The organism is Klebsiella sp. CN_Kp066, assembly GCF_040065135.1.
Classification (GTDB): Bacteria; Pseudomonadota; Gammaproteobacteria; order Enterobacterales; family Enterobacteriaceae; genus Klebsiella; species Klebsiella oxytoca.
Map to the genome: position 1 here is coordinate 151,283 of NZ_JBEAIU010000056.1, position 21,647 is coordinate 172,929.

Annotated in this window: 19 protein-coding genes and 2 pseudogenes; 11 read left to right on the forward strand and 10 right to left on the reverse strand. The window is 54.6% G+C overall.

Annotated features, from left to right (window positions below; genetic code table 11):
- Nucleotides 1–17: 17 nt before the first annotated feature.
- The 3 genes from rsmF to yebS form a co-directional block, all read right to left on the reverse strand.
- Nucleotides 18–1,451, reverse strand: coding sequence for a 16S rRNA (cytosine(1407)-C(5))-methyltransferase RsmF (gene rsmF, locus ABLV75_RS24365; protein ID WP_348855192.1), 1,434 nt, complete (start codon nucleotides 1,449–1,451; stop codon nucleotides 18–20).
- A 78-nt stretch (nucleotides 1,452–1,529) separates the two neighbouring features.
- On the reverse strand, nucleotides 1,530–4,163 hold the full coding sequence (locus ABLV75_RS24370) for a PqiB family protein (protein WP_016808295.1): 2,634 nt from the start codon (nucleotides 4,161–4,163) through the stop codon (nucleotides 1,530–1,532).
- Complete coding sequence (gene yebS / locus ABLV75_RS24375; RefSeq protein WP_348855193.1) at nucleotides 4,132–5,415, reverse strand: membrane integrity lipid transport subunit YebS; 1,284 nt, start codon at nucleotides 5,413–5,415, stop codon at nucleotides 4,132–4,134. The genes ABLV75_RS24370 and yebS overlap by 32 nt, the downstream gene beginning before the upstream one ends.
- 132 nt (nucleotides 5,416–5,547) lie before the next feature.
- Between yebS and ABLV75_RS24380 the strand changes: the two are divergent.
- The 4 genes and pseudogenes from ABLV75_RS24380 (at nucleotide 5,548) to htpX (ending at nucleotide 10,013) form a co-directional block, all read left to right on the forward strand.
- Nucleotides 5,548–6,061 (forward strand): annotated as a pseudogene (locus ABLV75_RS24380) (GAF domain-containing protein).
- Between the two features lie 81 nt (nucleotides 6,062–6,142).
- Nucleotides 6,143–6,826, forward strand: coding sequence for an RNA chaperone ProQ (gene proQ, locus ABLV75_RS24385; protein ID WP_004103320.1), 684 nt, complete (start codon nucleotides 6,143–6,145; stop codon nucleotides 6,824–6,826).
- 19 nt (nucleotides 6,827–6,845) lie between these two features.
- Nucleotides 6,846–8,894 (forward strand): carboxy terminal-processing peptidase, encoded by a 2,049-nt coding sequence (prc, locus tag ABLV75_RS24390; RefSeq protein WP_004113745.1) that lies wholly within the window; start codon nucleotides 6,846–6,848, stop codon nucleotides 8,892–8,894.
- A 237-nt stretch (nucleotides 8,895–9,131) separates the two neighbouring features.
- Nucleotides 9,132–10,013 carry a protease HtpX gene (gene htpX, locus ABLV75_RS24395; protein WP_004113743.1) on the forward strand — a complete coding sequence of 294 codons (882 nt, stop codon included), beginning with the start codon at nucleotides 9,132–9,134 and terminating at the stop codon, nucleotides 10,011–10,013.
- Between the two features lie 72 nt (nucleotides 10,014–10,085).
- On the opposite strand, the gene ABLV75_RS24400 is transcribed toward htpX, so the two are convergent.
- Entirely contained in the window at nucleotides 10,086–11,459 is a 1,374-nt protein-coding gene (locus tag ABLV75_RS24400; RefSeq protein WP_004103315.1) for an MFS transporter, read from the reverse strand.
- 177 nt (nucleotides 11,460–11,636) lie between these two features.
- Here ABLV75_RS24400 and kdgR point away from each other — a divergent pair, with 177 nt between their 5' ends.
- Nucleotides 11,637–12,428 carry a DNA-binding transcriptional regulator KdgR gene (gene kdgR, locus ABLV75_RS24405; RefSeq protein ID WP_004103314.1) on the forward strand — a complete coding sequence of 264 codons (792 nt, stop codon included), beginning with the start codon at nucleotides 11,637–11,639 and terminating at the stop codon, nucleotides 12,426–12,428.
- A gap of 45 nt (nucleotides 12,429–12,473) precedes the next feature.
- Here kdgR and ABLV75_RS24410 read toward each other — a convergent pair whose 3' ends face one another.
- Nucleotides 12,474–12,713 carry a YobH family protein gene (locus ABLV75_RS24410; protein WP_004103313.1) on the reverse strand — a complete coding sequence of 80 codons (240 nt, stop codon included), beginning with the start codon at nucleotides 12,711–12,713 and terminating at the stop codon, nucleotides 12,474–12,476.
- Nucleotides 12,714–12,872: 159 nt separating this feature from the next.
- On the opposite strand from ABLV75_RS24410, the gene mgrB reads away from it, so the two are divergent.
- The 6 genes and pseudogenes from mgrB to rlmA all read left to right on the forward strand — a co-directional run bounded on the left by mgrB (nucleotide 12,873) and on the right by rlmA (nucleotide 17,157).
- Complete coding sequence (mgrB, locus tag ABLV75_RS24415; protein WP_041146201.1) at nucleotides 12,873–13,016, forward strand: PhoP/PhoQ regulator MgrB; 144 nt, start codon at nucleotides 12,873–12,875, stop codon at nucleotides 13,014–13,016.
- A gap of 74 nt (nucleotides 13,017–13,090) precedes the next feature.
- Nucleotides 13,091–13,381 carry a YebO family protein gene (locus ABLV75_RS24420; protein WP_004103312.1) on the forward strand — a complete coding sequence of 97 codons (291 nt, stop codon included), beginning with the start codon at nucleotides 13,091–13,093 and terminating at the stop codon, nucleotides 13,379–13,381.
- Nucleotides 13,382–13,993: 612 nt separating this feature from the next.
- A pseudogene (locus ABLV75_RS24425) lies at nucleotides 13,994–14,138 on the forward strand (DUF2627 domain-containing protein).
- A gap of 12 nt (nucleotides 14,139–14,150) precedes the next feature.
- Nucleotides 14,151–14,360: a transcription antiterminator/RNA stability regulator CspE gene (gene cspE / locus ABLV75_RS24430; RefSeq protein WP_001062678.1), complete on the forward strand. Its 210-nt coding sequence runs from the start codon at nucleotides 14,151–14,153 to the stop codon at nucleotides 14,358–14,360.
- A gap of 190 nt (nucleotides 14,361–14,550) precedes the next feature.
- Nucleotides 14,551–16,296: a peptidoglycan glycosyltransferase FtsI gene (ftsI, locus tag ABLV75_RS24435; protein ID WP_049591827.1), complete on the forward strand. Its 1,746-nt coding sequence runs from the start codon at nucleotides 14,551–14,553 to the stop codon at nucleotides 16,294–16,296.
- A 60-nt stretch (nucleotides 16,297–16,356) separates the two neighbouring features.
- Nucleotides 16,357–17,157 carry a 23S rRNA (guanine(745)-N(1))-methyltransferase gene (gene rlmA, locus ABLV75_RS24440; protein ID WP_024274396.1) on the forward strand — a complete coding sequence of 267 codons (801 nt, stop codon included), beginning with the start codon at nucleotides 16,357–16,359 and terminating at the stop codon, nucleotides 17,155–17,157.
- Here rlmA and mntP read toward each other — a convergent pair.
- The 5 genes from mntP to manX form a co-directional block, all read right to left on the reverse strand.
- Nucleotides 17,154–17,720 (reverse strand): manganese efflux pump MntP, encoded by a 567-nt coding sequence (mntP, locus tag ABLV75_RS24445; RefSeq protein WP_024274395.1) that lies wholly within the window; start codon nucleotides 17,718–17,720, stop codon nucleotides 17,154–17,156. The genes rlmA and mntP overlap by 4 nt on opposite strands.
- Before the next feature lie 424 nt (nucleotides 17,721–18,144).
- Complete coding sequence (locus tag ABLV75_RS24450; RefSeq protein ID WP_047720989.1) at nucleotides 18,145–18,603, reverse strand: DUF986 family protein; 459 nt, start codon at nucleotides 18,601–18,603, stop codon at nucleotides 18,145–18,147.
- 53 nt (nucleotides 18,604–18,656) lie between these two features.
- A complete protein-coding gene (locus ABLV75_RS24455; RefSeq protein ID WP_004103307.1) occupies nucleotides 18,657–19,508 on the reverse strand; it encodes a PTS mannose transporter subunit IID in 852 nt (283 codons plus the stop codon).
- A 12-nt stretch (nucleotides 19,509–19,520) separates the two neighbouring features.
- Nucleotides 19,521–20,321, reverse strand: a complete 801-nt coding sequence (gene manY, locus ABLV75_RS24460; RefSeq protein WP_004103305.1) for a PTS mannose transporter subunit IIC — start codon at nucleotides 20,319–20,321, stop codon at nucleotides 19,521–19,523.
- 60 nt (nucleotides 20,322–20,381) lie between these two features.
- The gene (manX, locus tag ABLV75_RS24465) at nucleotides 20,382–21,350 is read right to left on the reverse strand and encodes a PTS mannose transporter subunit IIAB (RefSeq protein ID WP_004103303.1); all 969 of its coding nucleotides are present in this window, start codon (nucleotides 21,348–21,350) and stop codon (nucleotides 20,382–20,384) included.
- Nucleotides 21,351–21,647: the final 297 nt, after the last annotated feature.

The following is a 21,647-nucleotide window of genomic DNA, read 5'->3' on the forward strand; positions in this document are numbered from 1 at the left end:
TGTTTTTCCGTTCGTCATCACGCTTTAGTGCTAAAAAGCTTTCCGTCGCGCACCAGTTCACGGGGATAGCTGTTTTTTAAACGCGAGCCGATTTTTTTCGCCAGCCCCAGCGGCGCGCCCTGAAACGTGACAATAACATCATCCTGCTGCGGCGGTACTGCAGGATAGACGTCACGACCGCGGTACCACTCTTCCGCTTCGGCCTGGGTCAGCTCAAAAGGGGCATCAGGCGCGGCAAGCGCAATGACCGCTTCGTGCTGCCAGCGATAGCCTTTGTTGTGGGTTTCGGCAAGACGGATACCGATGCGGGAAAAGCGCACTTTGCCGAATAGCGACTCGAGCGCCTGAGGGAATAGCCAGATTTCTTTATCCCGCTGCCAGAGCGTATGGTCAGCGCCCCAATGCAGGCCAACGGCGGCAGCGGCGGTCGCAATGGCGGCCGATTCGCGGCTTTTAAGCGGGATAAAGGGGAATTTACCGACCTTATAACCCGGCGCCGGCAGCGGTGCGATGGCGGCGGTTTTACGCAGACGGGCGACGAAGAAGCCTTCGCAATCGAAAATCTGCGGGAACACGTGCAGGAAACCCTCTTCGGTTAGCGCCTCGCTGGCCTGCGGGAACAGCGAACCGAGCGGCAGTACCTCTGCCGCCTGCGGATAGCGCGCCAGTAGTACGTTGACCACGTCTTCGTTTTCTTGCCGGTTCAGGGTACAGGTAGAGTAGACCAGCGTGCCGCCGGGGCGAAGCGCATGAAACGCGCTGTCGATAAGCTCGCGCTGGGTCTCGGCGATACTGGCGTTGCTTTCCGGCGACCAGTTTTTTAACGCATCGGGGTCTTTCCGTACCACGCCTTCGCCGGAGCAGGGGGCGTCGAGGAGAATCGCATCAAAACACTCCGGCAGCGCGGCGCCGAATACGCGCCCATCAAAATGGGTCAGCGCCACGTTGCCGATCCCGCAGCGGCTGATATTGGCGTGCAGCACTTTAACCCGGCTGGCGGAATATTCGTTGGCCAGGATCCCGCCTTTATTGCCCATGCGCGCGGCGATCTGGGTGGTTTTTGACCCCGGCGCGGCGGCGACGTCCATCACCCGGTTCGGCATATTTCCGTCGGCAAACAGCGCGGCGACCGGCAGCATGGAGCTCGCTTCCTGGATGTAAAACAGCCCGCTGAGATGTTCAGCGGTGCTGCCCAGCGGCAGGGCGTCGTCTTCCTCGCGATCGATCCAAAAACCCTCCTCACACCAGGGTACCGGCGTTAGCTGCCAGCCGTAGGGGGCGACCAGCTGCAAAAAGTCAGCCACGCTGATTTTTAGCGTATTTACGCGAAGGCTTCGGCGCAGGGGGCGCTGGCAGGCGGCGATAAAGTCAGCGAAAGAGAGATGCGTCGGCATTGCCGTACGCATTTGAGCGAGGAATTCTTCAGGAAGATAGACAGCGTTTTGAGCCACGGGGAGCGCACCACAACGAAAAAAGGGGGCGTAGTTTACCATAAAGGCTCCGGCGACGGACACCGGAGCCTGTTATGCTTAGCGCGGCAGGGCGGTACCCCATTCGCGCCACTCTTTCGGTTCACTCTCCAGCAGCAGGAAGTGTTTACCATCCTGCGCTTTCGGCGCCAGCGGCGTACCCGGAGGCGTCGCAAAAGCGATGCCGCCGCGAATGAACTGATTGAAGGTACCGGTTTTCACCACGCCGCCGATCAGGCCAAAGTCGAGGCTATAGCCGGAAGCCAGCCAGAACACCGAGTTGTTGCGCACCAGATACTGATAACGTTTACTGATACGCAGCTGTACCATGACGCGATCCGACATCGAACCGAGCATCAGGCCGGTAACCGTACCGACTTCAAGCCCGCGGAACAGCACCGGCGTGCCGATACCCAGCGAACCGGCTTCGGGTACTTCGACGATAATGCTCAGGCCGTCGATATAACGTGAGTCGCTAATCGTGGTTTCCTGAATTTCAAAATCACGGCGCGGCGCACCGCGTCCCGGCTCCACGTTAATATAGGCCTGGAAGAGCGTATCCAGATGCTCGACGCCCGCTGCGGAAATCTGCGGAGTAATCACCGAGAAACGCGTGCCGGCGCGGGCGAAGGTGTTGACGTATTCCGGATAGAGAACCGCTTTCGCCTGCACTTCGTTTTTCGCGGTAATTAAATTCAGCGATTGGATCTGCCCAATATCAATCCCCAGGTAGCGAATCGGCATACCTTCGGCGATTTTACCGGCGTCGAAGGCGTGCAGGGTTATCTGGCCACCCACCGCGCGGGCGGCGGTTTCCGACGCATACAGCACGCGTTTATTATCGATACGCGCGCTGGCGCTGGCGCCGCTCAGATTATCAAAGCTTATCGCGCCTTTCAGCGCGCGGGAGAGCGGGGAGGCCTGAACCGTCAGGCCGCTGCCGTTAAGCTGCACTTTCGCGCCGCCTTCGGCCCAGAACACGCTGTTACTGGTGAGCAGATGGCGATATTCCGGTTTGATATGGATGTTGATCTCAAAAGCGTTCTTGCGCGGCTGAACGGTGATGATTTCCCCGACTGCGAATTTACGATACAGCACCACCGATCCTGCCTGGACGTCCGGCAGCGTCTCAGCTGAGAGCGTGAGAGTGGTGGTCGGCAGATCGCTCATGCTGTTTTCCAGCGCTTTTTCCTGGTTGGCGTACAGCGGATAGCGGCTTTGCATCGCCCCTTTGTCGCCCGGAATAATGCGGATCCCGCCGTTGACCCATTCGCTGGCGCTGGCGCCGAGGAACTCCACGCCATCAATACCGACTTTGACGTCGATACGGCTATTGACCACGAATTTGCTGTCGCCGCGCACCAGTGAACGGTACTCGGGCATGACTGCGACCTGGAAAGTGACGCCGTCGGCGTTTAGCTTGCGCTCCAGAACCTGGCCAATCTGAACGCCGTGCAGGATCAGCGGCTGCCCGGCATCAATACCGTAGCTTTCCGGCGCGGTGAGCGTGACGGTTGCGACATCCGGCTCTTCCAGGATGGATTTATCGGCTGGCAGCACCGCAAACTGGTTGCGCGGTTCACCCTCGCCGGGGACCAGCTCAAAGGTGGTACCGGTCAGCAGGGCGCTGACGCTGGGATTATCCAGCGAGATTTTCGGCTTCTTCATCTGAATCAGCGTCTTCTCGCGCAGCAAGCTGACGACGCTGGGATCGACGGTCATTTCGCCGGTGACTTTCCCGTCAGCATTGAGATTCAGTTTACTGAGCTGGCCGACCTCCAGACCCTGATACATCAGCGGTGTAGAGCCCGCTTTTAACCCTGCGCCGTCCGGAAGGTCCAGTTTAACCACCACTCCGCGCTGGCTGTGCGCCAGGTCTTCGTATAAGTGATAATCGGTATTCTGCTGAGCCTGCGGAGAATCATCGGGGGAATCAAAGGCGATAGCGCCGTTCACCAGCGCGGAGAGGCTGTCCAGCTGAACTTTAGCTCCGCTCAGGCTGACGTCCGCCTTTACGCCAGATACGTTCCAGAAGCGGCTCTCTTTTTTCACCAGATTGGTGAAACGCCGCTCGATCAGTACATCAATCGTGACGCCCTGATTGTTCGGATTAATGGCGTAGTCATACACCCGGCCGACCGGAATCTTACGGAAGTAGACCAGCGAACCGCTGGTTAACGAGCCTAAATCCGCTGACTTGAGATGGATCATCAGCTCGCCGTTATTAATGTGGTACTTCGGCTGGGTATCGAGGGCGACAAAATGATCCTCGGGCTCGCCCTGACCTGGCATCATGCCGATATAGTTGCCGCCAACCAGCGCATCCAGGCCGGACACGCCGGCAAGCGAGGCTTTCGGCGTCACCAGCCAGAACTGGGTCTCCTTGCGCAGCGCATCTTTCATATCGCCTTTGACGCTGGCAGAAACCTCGATTTTACTCAGATCTTTGCTTAGCGAGATATTCTCGACCGTACCGACTTCTACCCCCTGATAGCGGATAGGCGTCCGTCCCGGAACGATGCCGTTGGCCGACTGGAAGTCGATGACGATCGTCGTACCGCGATCCTGATAGCTGGTCCAAATCAGCCAACCGGCAATCAGCAGCGCGATGACCGGCAGCAGCCAGAACGGTGAAATGCGGCGTTTAGTTTTAATCTTGGCTTCAGTCGGCGAAGCGGGCGTTTCCTGACTCATGTGCGTCCCAAAGTAAGCGGCTGTCCAGCCATTCAACAGCAAGGATAGTTAAAATTACCGCGGCGCCAAAATAGACCGCGGCGGGCCCCATCGTAAACGCGAGGAGCTGATCGCGGTTGATCAGCGACATGGTTAATGCGATGACAAAAAGATCCAACATAGACCAGCGGCCGATCCAGGTAATCAGCCGCAGCAGCAGGATGCGGGTACGTAGCCCCTGTTCACACTTGAATTGTATGCTGACCAGCAGGGTAAACAATACAATAACTTTGGTGAATGGGACCAGAATACTGGCGATGAACACCACCCCGGCGATGGCGACGTTGCTGCTGGCCAGCGACATAATGCCGGAAAGGATGGTGTCTTCCTGACGCGCGCCGTTGACGTAGATGATCGAGATCGGCAGCAGGTTGGCAGGAAGCAGGAAAACCAGTGATGCGATCAGCGCAGCCCAGCTCTTTTGCAGGCTTTGCCGGCGTCGATGGCGCAGAGGCGTGTGGCAGCGGCGGCAGCGCCCGCGCGCATCGCGATGTCCGGTATAATGGCAGCCCAGACAGACCTGAAGATTTTCATCCGGGCGCAGCGCCGGGCGCTGGGGATAAAAACGCTCCCAGAGCTCTTCAACGTTCATATGGATAAGCGTCAGGATACTGAGCAGCGTGAGGGAAATATAGGCGACAAGCCCGATACCCGGCTGCAGGAAGGCGTAATCCTGCACTTTAATGGAGGCGACGCCGATGCCGACCAGGTAAATATCCAGCATTACCCACTCCTTGAGCCGCTCCAGCATCAGCAGTATCGGTCGCAGATTCATGCCCAGCACGTTGCCCAACCACAGGTAGGCGATTGACACCACCAGCAGCACCGGCGCGACGACCGCGCAAAAGAGCACCATCGCCGCCGTGAGCGGATCGCCCTGGCCGGTCATTTGCCAGATGCCCTGAAGGACGTTAGCGTCGATACGCACGCCCAGCAGATGCAAACGTAGCAGCGGTTCGCTCCACGCAAAAGGCATCAGCAGCAGCATAGCGATCGCCATGCTGCCCAGCCGGGTAAGCGACCAGTCGCGGCCATCGCGCACTTTGGCGTTGCAGCGAGGGCACCAGGCGCTTTGATCCTTTTTGAGGACCGGTAAACTAAACAGCAGGTCGCACTGTGGGCAGCGCTGATAGTGAGCGTGCGCAACAGGGGCGCTGACCGAGTAGACGATCATCTTTTTTGCTGGCGTAATCCTGGGTGTTTTTAGTGGCATTTATAACTTACAGAAATGAATGTATCTCTCTATCTTAACTCAGGAATGAATTCATCTTGAGCATGAATGCATTTAAAGCTTATTTTATTAGGCTGTAAGTGTAAGGCAGTAAGACAACTAAGCGATCATATAATGAACAAATCAGAATTCTACGCGGATTTAAACCGCGATTTTCAGGCGTTAATGGCAGGCGAAACCAGCTTCCTGGCGATGATCTCAAATACCAGCGCGCTGTTATTTGAACGACTGGCGGAAGTGAACTGGGCCGGTTTCTATCTGCTGGAAGGCGATACTCTCATCCTCGGGCCGTTCCAGGGCAAGCTGGCCTGCGTGCGTATTCCGGTAGGACGCGGCGTATGCGGGACTGCCGTCGCGCAGAATCGCGTGCAGCGGGTCGAGGATGTTCACGCCTTTGATGGCCACATCGCCTGCGATGCCGCCAGCAATTCGGAAATTGTCTTCCCGCTACGGGTGAACAATCAAACCATCGGCGTCCTGGACATCGATAGCACGGCGCATTCCCGCTTCACCGTTGAAGACGAGCGGGGTCTGGCAGAACTGGTCTCGCATCTGGAAAAACTCATTTCTGCCACGGATTATCAAAAAATATTCACCCGCGTCGCAGGATAATCAACGGATAACGTAGCATTTACCGAGGACGTCATTATAATGACGCCTGTTCATGCCTGCGGCTTGTTGGCTACGTCCGTTGTAATCAGGAAATTTCATGGAAAATCAACCTAAGTTGAATAGCAGTAAAGAAGTCATTGCGTTTCTGGCCGAACGTTTCCCTCAGTGCTTTAGCGCTGAAGGCGAAGCTCGCCCCCTGAAAGTCGGTATTTTTCAGGATCTCGTTGAGCGCGTTGGCGGAGAGATGAATCTCAGCAAAACCCAACTTCGCGCTGCTTTGCGTCTTTATACTTCGAGCTGGCGCTATCTGTACGGCGTTAAGCCAGGCGCTGTCCGCGTTGACCTTGACGGCAACCCGTGCGGCGAACTGGAAGAGCAGCATGTCGCTCATGCCCGCCAGCAGCTTGAAGAAGCAAAAGCCCGCGTTCAGGCGCAGCGCGAAGCGCAGCAGGCCAAAAAACGTGAAGCCGCTGCCGCGGCAGGCCAGCCGGAAGAGGGAGCACGTCGCGAGCGTAAACCGCGTCCTCAGCCTCAGGCTCGTCGCAAAGAAGGCGCTGAGCAGCGTAAACCACGCCCGGCAGCAGCAGCCAAAGCGCCGCGCGAAGAGCGTCATACCCCTGTATCAGATGTGTCTGTATTGACCGTTGGCCAGGCACTGAAGGTGAAAGCAGGCAATAATGCAATGGACGCCACCGTCCTGGAAATCACCAAAGATGGCGTTCGTGTACAGCTGACTTCTGGTATGTCAATGATTGTACGCGCAGAACACCTGGTGTTCTGAAACGGAGGCCGGGCCAGGCATGAACAAATTCTTTAAGCTCACCGCGTTGGCGGGCCTGCTGGTAATAGCAGGCCAGTCGTTCGCCGTGGACGATATAACCCGGGTCGATCAAATCCCCGTGCTGAAAGAAGAGCCGCAGCACGCGACGGTGAGCGAGCGCGTAACATCGCGCTTTACCCGCTCTCACTACCGCCAGTTCGATCTCGACAATGCCTTTTCGGCGAAAATTTTCGATCGCTACCTGAACCTGCTGGATTACAGCCATAACGTACTGTTAGCCAGCGACGTCAACCAGTTTGCCGCGAAAAAGAATCAAATCGGCGATGAACTGCGCAGTGGGAAGCTGGACGTATTTTACGACCTGTATAACCTGGCGCAGAAGCGTCGCTTTGAGCGCTATCAATATGCGCTGAAAGTGCTGGAACGGCCGATGGATTTTACCGGCCACGATAATTTCAACCTTGACCGTAGCAAGTCGCCTTGGCCGAAAGATGAAGCCGAGCTGAACGCGCTGTGGGATGCCAAGGTGAAGTTTGACCAGCTAAGCCTGAAGCTGGCTGGCAAAGATGATAAAGAGATTCGCGAAACCTTAACCCGCCGCTACAAGTTTGCTATCCGCCGTCTGGCGCAAACCAATAGCGAAGACGTGTTCTCACTGGCGATGACCGCCTTTGCGCGTGAAATCGACCCGCATACAAACTATCTCTCACCGCGCAACACCGAGCAGTTCAATACTGAAATGAGCCTGTCTCTGGAAGGTATCGGCGCGGTGCTGCAGATGGACGACGACTACACGGTGATCAATTCTCTGGTCGCGGGCGGTCCGGCGGCGAAGAGTAAAGCCATCAGCGTGGGCGATCGCATCGTTGGCGTCGGCCAGCCTGGTAAAGGCATGGTCGATGTGATCGGCTGGCGTCTTGATGATGTCGTCGCGCTGATTAAAGGTCCAAAGGGCAGCAAGGTTCGCCTGGAGATTCTCCCGGCGGGTAAAGGCGCCAAAACGCGTATTGTGACCCTCACGCGTGAACGCATTCGTCTAGAAGACCGTGCGGTTAAGATGTCAGTCAAAACCGTTGGCAAAGAAAAAGTTGGCGTGCTGGATATTCCTGGCTTCTATGTTGGCCTGACGGATGACGTTAAAGTTCAGCTGCAAAAGCTGGAGAAACAAAACGTTAGCAGTATCGTCATCGATCTGCGCAGCAACGGCGGCGGGGCGCTGACCGAAGCGGTTTCGCTTTCTGGCCTGTTTATCCCCTCCGGCCCGGTTGTCCAGGTTCGCGATAATAACGGTAAAGTCCGTGAAGACAGCGATACCGATGGCGTGGTGTACTACAAAGGTCCACTGGTCGTCCTGGTCGATCGTTTCAGCGCCTCGGCTTCCGAAATTTTCGCCGCTGCGATGCAGGATTATGGCCGCGCGCTGATCGTCGGAGAGCCGACCTTCGGTAAAGGGACCGTCCAGCAGTATCGTTCGCTGAACCGTATCTACGATCAGATGCTGCGTCCTGACTGGCCGGCGCTGGGTTCCGTACAGTACACTATCCAGAAATTCTATCGCATCAACGGCGGTAGTACTCAGCGCAAGGGTGTAACGCCGGATATCATGATGCCGACCGGAACCGAAGAGCGTGAGACCGGCGAGCAGTATGAAGACAACGCGCTGCCGTGGGATAGCGTCAATGCGGCAACCTTCGTGAAATATGGCGATTTGACGCCGTTTGGACCGGAACTGCTGAAGCGTCACGATGCGCGTATTGCCAAAGATCCTGAGTTCCAGTACATCATGAAGGATATTGCTCGCTATAACGCGATGAAAGACAAACGCAACATCGTTTCCCTGAACTACGCGCAGCGTGAAAAGGAGAACGAAGAAGATGATGCGATTCGTCTGGCCCGCGTTAACGATCGCCTGAAACGCGAAGGTAAGCCGTTACTGAAAAAGCTGGAAGATCTGCCGAAGGATTACCAGGAGCCCGATCCGTATCTTGATGAAACGGTTCATATTGCGCTCGACCTGGCCCATGAGGAAAAGGATCGGCCAGCGGTAGAGCCCCCGGCCAGTAAATAATCCCCCCAACGGGCACAATGATTTGTGCCCGTTTTCTTTCGCTTCTTTCCCAACGTTCATTGCCTGATTTCAACAAAATGTCAACGCTTTTGCCCAGCGTCAGCAATATGCTACAAAATGTAAAGTTGTGTCTTTCTCGTGACTTAGCGGGGGCTGATGGTTGAAAATTAGCGTTCTACCCATACCATGTGGGTAATCGCATAGTGCGTTTTGTTAAATCGAGGTAAAAAGAAAATTATGATGCGAATCGCGCTTTTCCTGCTGACCAACCTGGCAGTGATGGTGGTGTTCGGGCTGGTGCTAAGCCTGACGGGAATTCAGTCAAGCAGCATGACCGGGCTGCTGATCATGGCGCTGTTGTTTGGCTTCGGCGGTTCAATCGTTTCGCTGCTGATGTCGAAATGGATGGCGTTGAAATCGGTGGGTGGGGAAGTCATTGAGCAGCCGCGTAACGAAACCGAGCGCTGGTTGATGAATACCGTCGCGCAGCAGGCGCGCCAGGCGGGAATTGCCATGCCGCAGGTCGCGGTCTACCATGCGCCGGATATTAACGCCTTCGCGACCGGCGCGCGCCGCGATGCGTCGCTGGTTGCGGTCAGCACCGGGCTGTTGCAGAACATGAGCCGTGATGAAGCGGAAGCGGTTATCGCCCATGAGATTAGCCACATCGCTAACGGCGATATGGTCACGATGACGCTGATTCAGGGGGTAGTGAACACCTTCGTTATCTTTATCTCGCGCGTTATCGCGCAGATTGCGGCGGGCTTCCTCGGCGGCAACCGCGATGAAGGTGAAAGCAGCAACGGCAACCCGCTGATCTACTTTGCGGTTGCTACGGTACTGGAGCTGGTGTTTGGTATTCTGGCCAGCATCATCACCATGTGGTTCTCCCGCTACCGCGAATTCCATGCGGACGCTGGCTCAGCGAAACTGGTGGGGCGTGAGAAAATGATCGCTGCGCTGCAGCGTCTGAAAACCAGCTATGAGCCGCAGGAGGCCAGCAGCATGATGGCATTCTGCATTAACGGTAAAGCGAAATCCATGAGCGAGCTGTTTATGACTCACCCGCCTCTGGATAAGCGTATTGAAGCCCTGCGCAGCGGCGAATACCTGAAGTAATCGCCGCTCCCGGCCCTGAAAACAAAAATCCGCAACCTTCGGGCTGCGGATTTTTTTATGTCGATTCTTTGCCTACAGCCTGGCGCGCGGCTGCGTGACGCGTAGCCCGCTGACGGCAGCGGCGACGACGGCTAGGATCCCGGCCAGCAGAAGTGCGGTATGAGTTCCGCTATTGCCCAGCAGGTTAAACAGCAGCGCCACCAGCGCGGCGCCTGTACTCTGGCCAAGCAGACGGGCGGTACCCAACATGCCGCTTGCTCCGCCGCTGCGGTGAGCCGGCGCTGAAGAGACGATCGTATGGTTGTTGGGTGACTGGAACAGGCCAAAGCCCGCGCCGCAGAGCGCCATTCGCCAGATAATATCCAGATCCGTGGGTGTGGAGGGGAGCATCGCCAGACCGAACAGGCCACAGGCCATTACCAGCAGACCAATCGCCCCCAGCAGACCGGCGTGAAATTTCTCTATCAAATAGCCTGCCAGCGGCGCCATTACCATGGTTGCCAGCGGCCACGGCGTCAGGAGCAGACCGGTTTCCACCTCGCTGCGTCCAAGCATCGACTGCAGGAAGAATGGTAGCGAAACCATGGCCAGCATCTGGGCGCAGAAGGAGCATATCGAGGTGCAGATGGACAGGGAAAAAATCGGAATGCGCAGCAGATCGACGGGTAGCAGGGGAACCGGCATTCTGAGCTGACGGCGGACAAAAAAGAATCCAACGACCAGCATCGCAATAACCTCCGCCAGCACCAGCTCGCCGGATTGGCCCTGTGCGAACCCGCCGAGAGCGGTAATTAATAAGCCGAAAGTGAGAGCATTCATGATGGCGCTGGGCAGATCGAAGCGGGTGACCTTGCTCCCGCCGACATTGGCGGGCAGGTAGCGCATCGCGAGAACCAGTGAGATAACGCCCAGCGGAACGTTAATGAGAAACAGCCATTGCCATGAAGCCATCGACAGGATAGCGGCGGCAATGGTCGGGCCCGCAGCGGATGAGACGGCGACAACAAAAGAGTTGATCCCCATTCCGCGGCCGAGAAAGCGGCGGGGATAAATCAGGCGAATCAGCGCGGTATTAACGCTCATTAGCGCCGCGCCGCCAAGACCCTGCGCAACGCGCGCCAGCGTCAACATTTCCAGGCTGCGGGAGAGCGCGCAGGCTAAAGAGGTGAAGGTGAATACGACCAGGCCGATTTTATAAATGCGCCGATAACCGACCATATCGCCGAGGAAAGAGAGCGGCAGAAGCGCAATAACAATGGCAATTTGATAGGCGTTTACTATCCAGATTGAGGATGCCGGTGACGCGTTTAAATCGCTGGCGATCGTCGGAAGCGCTACGTTGGCGATAGCGCCGTCCAGCACGGCCATCGTCAGGCCTAATACAATGGTCAGGATGGCGCCGTAACGCTGCGGTGCTGGCAGCCCATCGGGGAGGTTTTTATCCATATAAAGTGTATGTCTTATCGGGAACTATTAACTGGATAATGATTTTAGCATTGAATATTCAGCGGCATGTCGCAGATTTGTAACGAATGGGCAGAAGAACGATTGCGGGTAACGGGATGCGAATTTATAATAAAAACCGGTTCTAATTTTTATAAAACAGTTGCGATGAGGTGATAAATGGCAGTTGCAGATTTGGATAAACAGCCAGATTCTGTCTCTTCGGTATTGAAGGTTTTTGGCATCCTGCAGGCGCTTGGCGAAGAGCGTGAAATTGGCATTACCGAACTGTCCCAGCGCGTCATGATGTCAAAAAGCACCGTTTATCGCTTTTTGCAGACCATGAAATCGCTGGGGTACGTAGCGCAGGAAGGGGAATCTGAGAAGTATTCTTTAACCCTGAAACTCTTCGAACTCGGCGCGCGGGCTTTGCAGAACGTCGATCTGGTGCGCAGCGCCGACATTCAGATGCGCGAGCTATCACGCCTGACGAAAGAGACCGTCCACCTGGGCGCCCTGGATGAAGACAGCATTGTTTACATCCATAAAATCGACTCAATGTACAATTTGCGCATGTATTCGCGCATCGGACGCCGTAACCCGCTGTACAGCACCGCGATCGGTAAGGTGCTGCTGGCATGGCGCGATCGCGCGGAAGTTGAGCAGATTCTGGAAGGCGTTGAGTACAAACGCAGTACCGACCGGACCATCACCAGCACCGAAGAGCTGCTGGCGGTTCTGGATAAGGTCCGCGAGCAGGGCTACGGCGAAGATAACGAAGAACAGGAAGAAGGGCTGCGCTGCATCGGGGTGCCGGTTTTCGACCGCTTCGGCGTGGTTATCGCCGGCCTGAGTATCTCTTTCCCGACGCTACGTTTCTCCGAAGAGCGCCTGAACGAGTATGTTGCGATGCTGCACACGGCGGCGCGTAAAATTTCTGAGCAGATGGGCTACAACGATTATCCGTTCTGATTCACTATCCTATTCGGGCTACCGTTGCTGTAGCCCGAAACATGACTAGCCGTTATCCACTACCGTGACGCTTTTTCGCAGAACAGGGCAATCGGTAATGCCGATAATACCGCTGCTGGAGTGAACATATTGTGCGGTGCTGATGCCGCGAGCGGTGAGATATTTGCACTGCAATCCTAACCCACCGGCATTCTCACTGCTGCCTATTAACACGCCGTAGCCGCTTAATAATACGCCAATCCATAAGATAGCCAGCACCACAATGGTACGAATGATCAATCGCATTGTTGCCTCAATATTTGTATTATCCCTGCGTCTATTCTGTCATGCACACGAGTTGAAACAAGTCTATGATTCCTAAACTTGCCTTTCGTATTACAGTTAGCCGCGGTTTAAGATGGTCATGTTATCCTGGCGACATTTGATACTGATGCGGAGTGTGGAGTGAAAAAATTACGGTGGGTTTTGCTGATAGTCGTTATTGCAGGATGTTTACTGCTATGGACTCAGATGCTTAACGTAATGTGCGATCAGGATGTACAGTTCTTCAGCGGCATCTGCACTATCAATAAGTTTATTCCCTGGTAAGACATTTTTTATATGACTGATTTTCTTCTGCCGCGCGGGTGGTAGAATGAACGCCTTCTCTTTGAGGTGGTGAAATGAGTGAGTTACTAAATCCCGGGATTGTAAGCCTGGCATCCGTGGCGCTGTCTGTCGTGCTGTTGCTTGTCGGCCTGTTATTATGGTTTTTTGTTAATCGCGCCAGTTCGCGCGCAAATGAGCAGATCGCGCTACTGCAGGCGCTTCTGGATCAGCAAAAGCGGCAAAACGCGCTGCTGCGCCGTCTCTGCGAGGCCAATGAGCCTGAGAAGGAGAGTGCAGCAGAACCTTCCATAGCCGAGAAGGGGAAAGGCGACGACGACTTCATTCGTCTGGTCGCAGAGCGCTAATCTGATTGTCAGGCGTGCATCCTAGGGTGTGCGCCTGTATCTCACCCCAGTCTATAACTTATCCTTATCAATAAATCTTCTGCTGACGGTTATCCGGCGTGCCGGCAAGCGGACGCTGTGCGTTAATCGCGCCTCTTTAATTAGTTTGTTTAATTAATCAAATAAAAGGACAGAAACGGCCTGACTGTCATCAGGACTTCATTATTGCCGTGCAGTATAGACAATATTTTAAGTTATTCCATTTACGCGCTTCGATATTATGCAATGGTCCTGCAAAGCAATTTTTCAGCTATCGATATGAGCTTTTAAATGCATCTTTATGCAATACTTTTTGTTGCCCCCTAAAATTGGCAGTTTAGCTTTGAGCGGGGCGGGGTACGCCGAAGTTGTTGAGGAATGGCGGATAAACTCTCTTTCCGGAGCCAGTCTCTACGGCACAGACGCGGGGCGGAAAGGATAAGGCAGAGGGAGCAAAGTCGCATAAATGTGCAGGTGATCAAATGATTCCCTTATAATTTGTGCGAGCGATCGAGACCCATCTAAAAATGGCTTGCCATTATTAACGTAGTATGTGATAACACGTTTCGGGTTAAACGAGGTACAGTTCTGTTTATGTGTGGCATTTTCAGTAAAGAAGTCCTGAGTAAACACGTTGTCGTTGAATACCGCTTCTCTGCCGAACCTTATATTAGTGCCTCATGCAGTCATGTGTCAGTTTTATCTATGTAAGTGCCCACGGGCGAAGAAAACAGTCTAAGGAATTTTGCAAATGGCAAAGATTAAAGGTCAAGTTAAGTGGTTCAACGAGTCTAAAGGTTTTGGCTTCATTACTCCGGCTGATGGCAGCAAAGATGTGTTCGTACACTTCTCCGCTATCCAGGGTAACGGCTTCAAAACTCTGGCTGAAGGCCAGAACGTTGAGTTCGAAATTCAGGACGGCCAGAAAGGTCCAGCTGCAGTTAACGTAACTGCTATCTGATTCAAGACCACTGAATCTTGTAAGAAAGCCTCGCGACCGCGGGGCTTTTTAGGTTTTATTGCAAATCATGTCAATTATCCTCCCACCGTTGCGCTTTGTTGCAAAACAACATCCTTATTAGCACTGTTTAGCAATCTGTTTTGTATATATCTGTTAAATCAGGTGGTTGCAAAATAATGATGGAGCTAAGGTGCAAAAGAACAAACTTAAGTCAGCCGCCAACTTTACCCCTTTGCGGTTCGGGTTGCTATGCGTGGCCATTCTTTGCTGTATGGGGCTGCTGCTGGTCCGGGTAGGCTGGCTGCAAATTGTCTCTCCTGACAATTTGGTGAAACAAGAAGATATGCGCTCCTTGCGCGAAGAGCCTATCGACGTACAGCGCGGCATGATTAGCGATCGCGAGGGCCGCCCGCTGGCGGTTAGCGTTCCGGTAAGCGCCATCTGGATCGATCCGCAAACAACGCTCGCAAAAGGCGGCGTCGGATATGGCCCGCGCTGGCAGGCCATGGCGCAAGCTTTACATCTCAACCTTAGCGAGCTGGCTCATCGCGTGCAGGCGCATCCTCACGCGCGCTTTCTCTATCTCGCGCGCCAGATAAATCCTGAGCAGGCAGAGTGGATCGACAAGCTGCGCCTGCCGGGTATCAATCTGCGCGATGAGTCGCGCCGTTTTTATCCCGCTGGACACGTTGCTGCTAACCTGCTGGGCTTTACCAACATCGATAATCAGGGGATCGAGGGAGTCGAGAAAAGCTTTAATGCTCAGCTGACCGGTCAACCCGGGCGTCGGCTGGTGCGCAAAGATCGTCACGGCAACGTCATCGAAAATATCACGGAAGTTCCGGCAGTCCCGGCCCATAATTTGCAGCTCAGTATCGACGAGCGTCTACAAACGGTGACCGAAGACGCGTTGGATAACGCCGTGCGCTGGAACAAAGCAGAATCGGGGGCGGCGGTATTAATTAAAATTGATACCGGGGAAATTCTGTCGATGGCCAGCTACCCTGATTTCAACCCTAACAATCGCGATGATGCAAAGCTGGATGATTTCCGCAATCGCGCGATTAGCGATACTTTCGAGCCGGGGTCGACGGTTAAACCGCTGGTGCTGATGACTGCCCTCCAGCAAGGCATTGTTCAGCCGGATAGCGTGGTGGATACCCATCCGTTTATCCTCGACGGCCATCGCATTCGCGACGTGGGTTACTATCCAGAATTAACCCTCACCGGCATCCTGCAAAAATCCAGCGATACCGGCGTTTCACATCTGTCGCTGGCGATGCCCATTCAGCATCTCATCGATACCTATAAAGCGTTCGGTTTCGGCGATTCTACCGGCCTGGGATTAACCGGTGAAAGCGCCGGGCTGATGCCGCAGCGCCGCTATTGGGGACAGCTCGACCGGGCGACCTTCGCCTTCGGCTATGGTCTGATGGTCACGCCGCTGCAGCTGGCGCACGTATACGCTACCATCGGCAGCTACGGTATTGAACGTCCGCTATCGATCACGCGTATCGATCCGCCGGTCATGGGGACCCGAGTGATGCCGGAGCAGATAGTGCATGAAGTCGAGCATATGATGGAGAGCGTTGCCTTGCCGGGCGGCGGGGGGACCAAAGCGGCGGTGCGCGACTATCGGGTGGCGGTAAAAACCGGTACCGCCAAGAAAATCGGCCCTGACGGGAAATATATCGACAAATACGTTGCCTATACCGCAGGCGTTGCGCCGGCCAGCAATCCGAAATTCGCCCTGGTGGTGGTGATGAACGACCCCAGCAACGGTTCATATTACGGCGGAGCGGTGTCGGCGCCGGTATTCAGTCAAATTATGGGCGATGTGCTGCGCCTGGAAAACGTCATGCCCGATGGAATGCCGGAGAGCTCGGAAAACCTGATCGTCATGCATCACGACGGCGTTCTGCCGCCTGCGCTGTAACGGTGGCCTGGAAGGGCGAATAGCGCTACACTTTCGCCCTTTCAGCACACCGGAGTTGCCATGTCTTACAGTTGCCCTCTTTGCCACGCGCCGCTTGCGCGCCGCGATAATAGCTTTATCTGCCCGCAGCGGCATCAGTTCGATCTGGCGAAGGAAGGGTACGTCAATTTGCTGCCGGTACAGTTTAAGCGCTCCCGCGATCCGGGCGACAGCGCCGAAATGATGCAGGCGCGGCGAGAGTTTCTCGATGCGGGTCATTACCAGCCGCTTCGTGAGGCGGTCAGCGCTTATCTGCACACCTTTGCGCCAACGGATTTACTGGATATAGGCTGTGGGGAAGGCTACTACACTCATGCCTTCGCCGCTATCGCCGGCCGCTGTTGGGGACTGGACGTGTCGAAATCGGCGATTCGCGCGGCGGCAAAGCGCTATCCGCAGGTCAGCTTTTGCGTCGCCTCCAGCCAGCGATTACCGTTTGAGGATGCAAGCCTGGATGCGATAGTGCGTATTTATGCCCCCTGTAACGCGCTTGAACTGGCGCGCGTTGTCCGTACCGGCGGCTGGGTCATCACCGCGACGCCGGGACCTCGTCACCTGATGGAACTAAAAGGGTTGATCTACGACGAAGTGCGTTTGCACGAGCAAAACACGGAAGCGCTTGAGGGTTTCACGCTACGTCATCAGCAGCAGCTGGCCTATCCGATGCGCCTCAAAGGCAGCGAGGCGGAAGCTTTACTGCAAATGACGCCGTTTGCGTGGCGGGCAAAACCGCCGGTTCGGGAAACGCTGCGCCAGCAGGCGCTATTCAGCTGCCAGACCGATTTCATGATTCACTGCTGGCAGCGCGACGCTGAGGGTTAGCCGGCAAAATGGCTCCAGAGTATTTGGGCGCCGATGCCGATCAGCACGATACCGCCGAGGATTTCCGCCCGTTTGCCGAGCAGCGGGCCGATAAAACGTCCTACCATAATGCCCAGCGTTGACATTATCAGCGTCGCGCAGCCGATAGCCAGCGCGGTGGCGATAATGTTGACCTGCAAAAACGCCAGGCCAACGCCGACGGCCATAGCGTCAAGGCTGGTGGCGAAAGCGGTGGTGACCAGCAGCCAGAAACCGTGACGGCGCGGAGCTTCACACTCCTCGCCATCGCCGCCGCGAACCCCTTCGATAACCATTCGGCCGCCGAGAAATACCAGCAATATAAAGGCTATCCAGTGGTTCCACTCGAGCACGAACTGGCTGGCGAGCATCCCCATTCCCCACCCGAACAGCGGAGTGAGCGTTTCGATAGCGCCAAAGATGAGACCGGTGCGCAGAGCTTCGGAAAATTTAGGTTTATGGAGAGTCGCGCCTTTACCAATAGAGGCCGCGAAGGCGTCCATGGACATGCCGAAGGCAAGAAGAATTGTAGCGGATACATTCATGAGAGCGTCCTGACCGGGGATAATCCATATGACACATCGCCGCCCCCAGTAAAAATACGCAGCCCATCCTGAAGATGAGGCGCCGCGTACAGCAGCGATGCGTCTATGGTCTCGCCTGGTTGAAGACGTTCTTCTTCAACCCGCACGTGCCACGTTTTGCAACGAGTATGTTGACACGTACATTTTCCGACAGGCAGAAAATTGGCTACTCCCCAACGACGGGCGCAACCTTAACATAATTTTAGAATATAAAACAATAACAGAATCGCGTTATTTTAATAACCAAATGATAACGATTTTCATTTGACTTTAGAGGTGAATGATTCGTTAATAAATATCGTTGAATTAAGCGGCTGAAATATAGCTATGGCTATGTTTCAGCCGCCGGGAAATGATTAAATATAGCGTAAGCTATATTGTTAACTCATTGAGTGGAAACGAGAAGTTTGTATATCTTTTCCAGGTCGTCGATATTTCGTACGCGGATCAGCAGGCGACGTTGTTCTAATTGCATCACCAGCACCCCGTCTTCTGATAAATTCATCTCTTTAATACGCTTATATTCAATCCAGATATTGGCGAAAAAAAAGCCCTGCTTTTTGAAGATGATTTTGGGCGAACGGATCCAGAAAAGATATAACCCCATTAAGGCCAGGGCAGATAATAACCAGGTGGTGATAAGTTCGCCATGATTAGCGATGTTGTTATAAATCAGAATGGCAATAAGACCGACGAAGATAATGCCATCGACGCGATTGCGGCGGAGCAGGGGGGTTGCCAGCAAAACGGGGCCATTGCGGCGCGGCATGATGAACTGGTCGTAAACCGCAAACGCGAACAGTACAAGAATAAACAGGATTAACACCAGGTCCGTGATTGTCATCCATCCTCCAAATAAAAAAGCCGGGGGCAAGCCCCCGGCGCACAACGTATTGATTACTGGCCCAGCAGGCCGACTGCGTAGCCTGCAATACCGATGACGAAGAAGCCAACGATGATCCACAGGGCGTTAACTTTCTTACGCAGCAGCCACATACAGGCGAAGGTCAGCAGCAGCGGCACCAGTCCCGGCATCAGCTGGTCAAGGATAGTTTGCACGGTGGTCACGCGCGTCTGGCCATCCTGACCGGTGATGGTGGAGACCACCAGCGGAATGTTGACGTGCGTCCATTTGTTAACCAGCGCCCCCATGACAAACAGGCCGAGAATAGACGCCCCCTCGGTCAGTTTCTGCAGGAAGCCGCCGCCCATATCTTTAACGATGTCGATACCTTTACGGTAACCGTACGCTACGCCGTAATAACGGGTCAGCAGACGCACCGCGTTAAACAGGATAAAGAACAGCAGAGGCCCGAGCAGGCTGCCGCTCATCGCGATACCGGCGCCGAGTGCGGCGAATACCGGACGAACGGTACCCCAGAAGATTGGGTCGCCTACGCCAGCCAGCGGGCCCATCAGGCCAACTTTGATACCGTTAATAGCACCATCGTCAATCTCTGCGCCGTTAGCACGCTGCTCTTCCATCGCCAGCGTAACGCCAAGAACCGGCGCTGCAACGTACGGATGGGTGTTAAAGAACTCAAGGTGACGTTTAATCGCCTGTTTACGCGCATCGTTGTTCTCCGGATACAGGCGACGAATAGCCGGTACCATGGAGAAGCAGAAGCCCAGCGCCTGCATACGTTCGAAGTTCCATGAACCCTGGAACAGGTTAGAACGAATGAACACGCCACGAATATCACTCTGAGTCAGTTTTTTCTCGGTGGTATTTTTAGTCATATCAACCATTTCGCTCACCTGTTAGTCCAGTTCGTTGTCGAGATCGTTATTACCAGCAGCCTGCACAGGCGCACCCGCTACGCGGTTATATTTCGGGCTCAGCTGGATGTAGAGCACCGCCATCACGGTACCAATGACACCCAGAGCGACCAGGTTGAAATCGGTGAACGCGGCGGTAACAAAGCCCAGATAGAAGAACGGCATCAGGTAGCCTGCGCGCATCATGTTGATGACCATCGCATAACCGACAACCACGATCATGCCGCCCGCGATGTTCAGACCGCCGGTGACCACTTCTGGAATGGCGTTCAGCATGCCCTGCACTTCGCTGGTGCCCACGGAAATCGCCACGATAACCGCCGGAATAGCGATACGCATGGCCTGCAGGAACAGAGAGGAAACGTGTAGCCAGGATATGGCCGTCAGGTTTCCGTTCTCCGCGGCCTTATCCGCCGCGTGCTGGAAGGCAACGGTGATGGTACGAACGATAATGGTCAGAACCTGGCCTGCCGCAGCCAGCGGGATGGCCAGCGCGATACCGGCACCGATGCTTTGATGGCCGGCGATAACCAGAACGGTAGAGATAATAGATGCAAGGGCGGCATCCGGCGCAACGGCCGCACCGATGTTCATCCAGCCCAGGGCGATCATTTCCAGGGTACCACCGATAATAATACCGGTTTTCATATCCCCGAGAACGGCGCCAATCAGCGTACAGGCCACCAGAGGACGGTGGAACTGAAATTCATCAAGTACCGACTCCATACCCGCAATACACGCGACGATGAACACCAGCACAATCTGAAGAAAGGTAATCTCCATTGCACTTCTCCTGTTGATTAAGTCTTAAGTTGAAAATTGCGTTGCGATCTGCGGGGTGACTTATTTCACCTTGGCGATCAGATCCATCATTTTCAGTTTCTGGTCGGTGGAAACTTTGCGGGCTTCCAGTTCGATACCGCGGGCGTTCAGCTTTTTGAACGCTTCGATATCTTTTTCATCGACCGAAATGGCGTTGTTCACCTGCGTTTTGCCCTGACGGAAAGCCATACCGCCGATGTTGACGCTGGTGATTTTCACGCCGCCTTCAACCACGCGCTCAACGTCCGTTGGGTTAGTGAACAGCAGCATAATGCGCTCGCCTGCGTATTTGGGGTTGTTATAGACGCGGATCATTTTCGCGACGTCTACAACGTGGGCGGTAACGCCCGGAGGAGCAACCTGAGTCAGCAGCGTTTTACGTACCGTATCCGCCGCAACTTCGTCGCTGACGACGATAATGCGGGAAACGTTGGTTTCTTTAGTCCAGCGGGTGGCGACCTGACCGTGGATTAAACGGTCATCGATACGCGCAAGCCCGATAACCATGTAGTCGTTTGGACCCATTGGTTTCAGCGGCGCAGCCGCTTTCGGTGCAGCAGCCTGAACCGGAGCAGGGGCGGCCTTTTCCACCGGCTTCGCTTTCAGGGCCTTCACGCCTTCGCGACCGGTTTCCACCGCCAGGGCAACCAGCTCATCGAACGACGGGTTATCGTCGCGCGCCATCAGCGTTTCGACCAGCATCGGAATATTAACGCCCGCGATGACTTCATAATGTTCTTTATCGACGACAATGCGGCTGGCAGCGTTAAACGGGCTGCCTCCCCATGTATCGACGAGAAATAACACGCCTTTTGCTGTATCCAGCTTTGCCAACTGAGCGTTGTACTTCTCGATCAACGTTTCTGCGTTTTCGCCAGGAACGAAATCGATCCAGCCAACGTTTTCCTGTTCGCCCAGCAGCATTTCTGCCGTTTTTAACAGCTGTTCTGCAGCCCAACCATGTGTGCCTATTACAATAGCAATCGTCACTTGCTACCTCCTTTATAATCGTGAATGCATCATCTGTTGTGATACATCCTGAATCACTCTTGCGAACAAAATCGATTCAGTAAGGGTGTAAGATATAAAGTAATTACTACAGCGAATTATTTTAGACAGTGAAAAAATAATTAATGTGATGAAGCTCCGCTAATTTTGCATCGGTTGGTAATTATTTTGCAGCGCAAAAAATAGTCTTAGCTATTGCAAAGACAGGTAAATTTTTTCCAATATTGCTCTATATTTTGCTATGTTTACGTTCCGTTTAATCACTCAGGAGTATAGGGC

Excerpts from the sequence above, each read along its gene's own strand:
- htpX (WP_004113743.1), top strand. The coding sequence starts at position 9,132 with ATGATGCGAATCGCGCTTTTCCTGCTGACCAACCTGGCAGTGATGGTG.
- cspE (WP_001062678.1), top strand. The coding sequence starts at position 14,151 with ATGGCAAAGATTAAAGGTCAAGTTAAGTGGTTCAACGAGTCTAAAGGT.
- ABLV75_RS24400 (WP_004103315.1), bottom strand. The coding sequence starts at position 11,459 with ATGGATAAAAACCTCCCCGATGGGCTGCCAGCACCGCAGCGTTACGGC.
- ABLV75_RS24455 (WP_004103307.1), bottom strand. The coding sequence starts at position 19,508 with ATGGTTGATATGACTAAAAATACCACCGAGAAAAAACTGACTCAGAGT.
- manY (WP_004103305.1), bottom strand. The coding sequence starts at position 20,321 with ATGGAGATTACCTTTCTTCAGATTGTGCTGGTGTTCATCGTCGCGTGT.
- prc (WP_004113745.1), top strand. The coding sequence starts at position 6,846 with ATGAACAAATTCTTTAAGCTCACCGCGTTGGCGGGCCTGCTGGTAATA.
- yebS (WP_348855193.1), bottom strand. The coding sequence starts at position 5,415 with ATGCCACTAAAAACACCCAGGATTACGCCAGCAAAAAAGATGATCGTC.
- kdgR (WP_004103314.1), top strand. The coding sequence starts at position 11,637 with ATGGCAGTTGCAGATTTGGATAAACAGCCAGATTCTGTCTCTTCGGTA.
- proQ (WP_004103320.1), top strand. The coding sequence starts at position 6,143 with ATGGAAAATCAACCTAAGTTGAATAGCAGTAAAGAAGTCATTGCGTTT.
- rlmA (WP_024274396.1), top strand. The coding sequence starts at position 16,357 with ATGTCTTACAGTTGCCCTCTTTGCCACGCGCCGCTTGCGCGCCGCGAT.
- ABLV75_RS24420 (WP_004103312.1), top strand. The coding sequence starts at position 13,091 with ATGAGTGAGTTACTAAATCCCGGGATTGTAAGCCTGGCATCCGTGGCG.
- mntP (WP_024274395.1), bottom strand. The coding sequence starts at position 17,720 with ATGAATGTATCCGCTACAATTCTTCTTGCCTTCGGCATGTCCATGGAC.
- ABLV75_RS24410 (WP_004103313.1), bottom strand. The coding sequence starts at position 12,713 with ATGCGATTGATCATTCGTACCATTGTGGTGCTGGCTATCTTATGGATT.
- ABLV75_RS24370 (WP_016808295.1), bottom strand. The coding sequence starts at position 4,163 with ATGAGTCAGGAAACGCCCGCTTCGCCGACTGAAGCCAAGATTAAAACT.
- ABLV75_RS24450 (WP_047720989.1), bottom strand. The coding sequence starts at position 18,603 with ATGACAATCACGGACCTGGTGTTAATCCTGTTTATTCTTGTACTGTTC.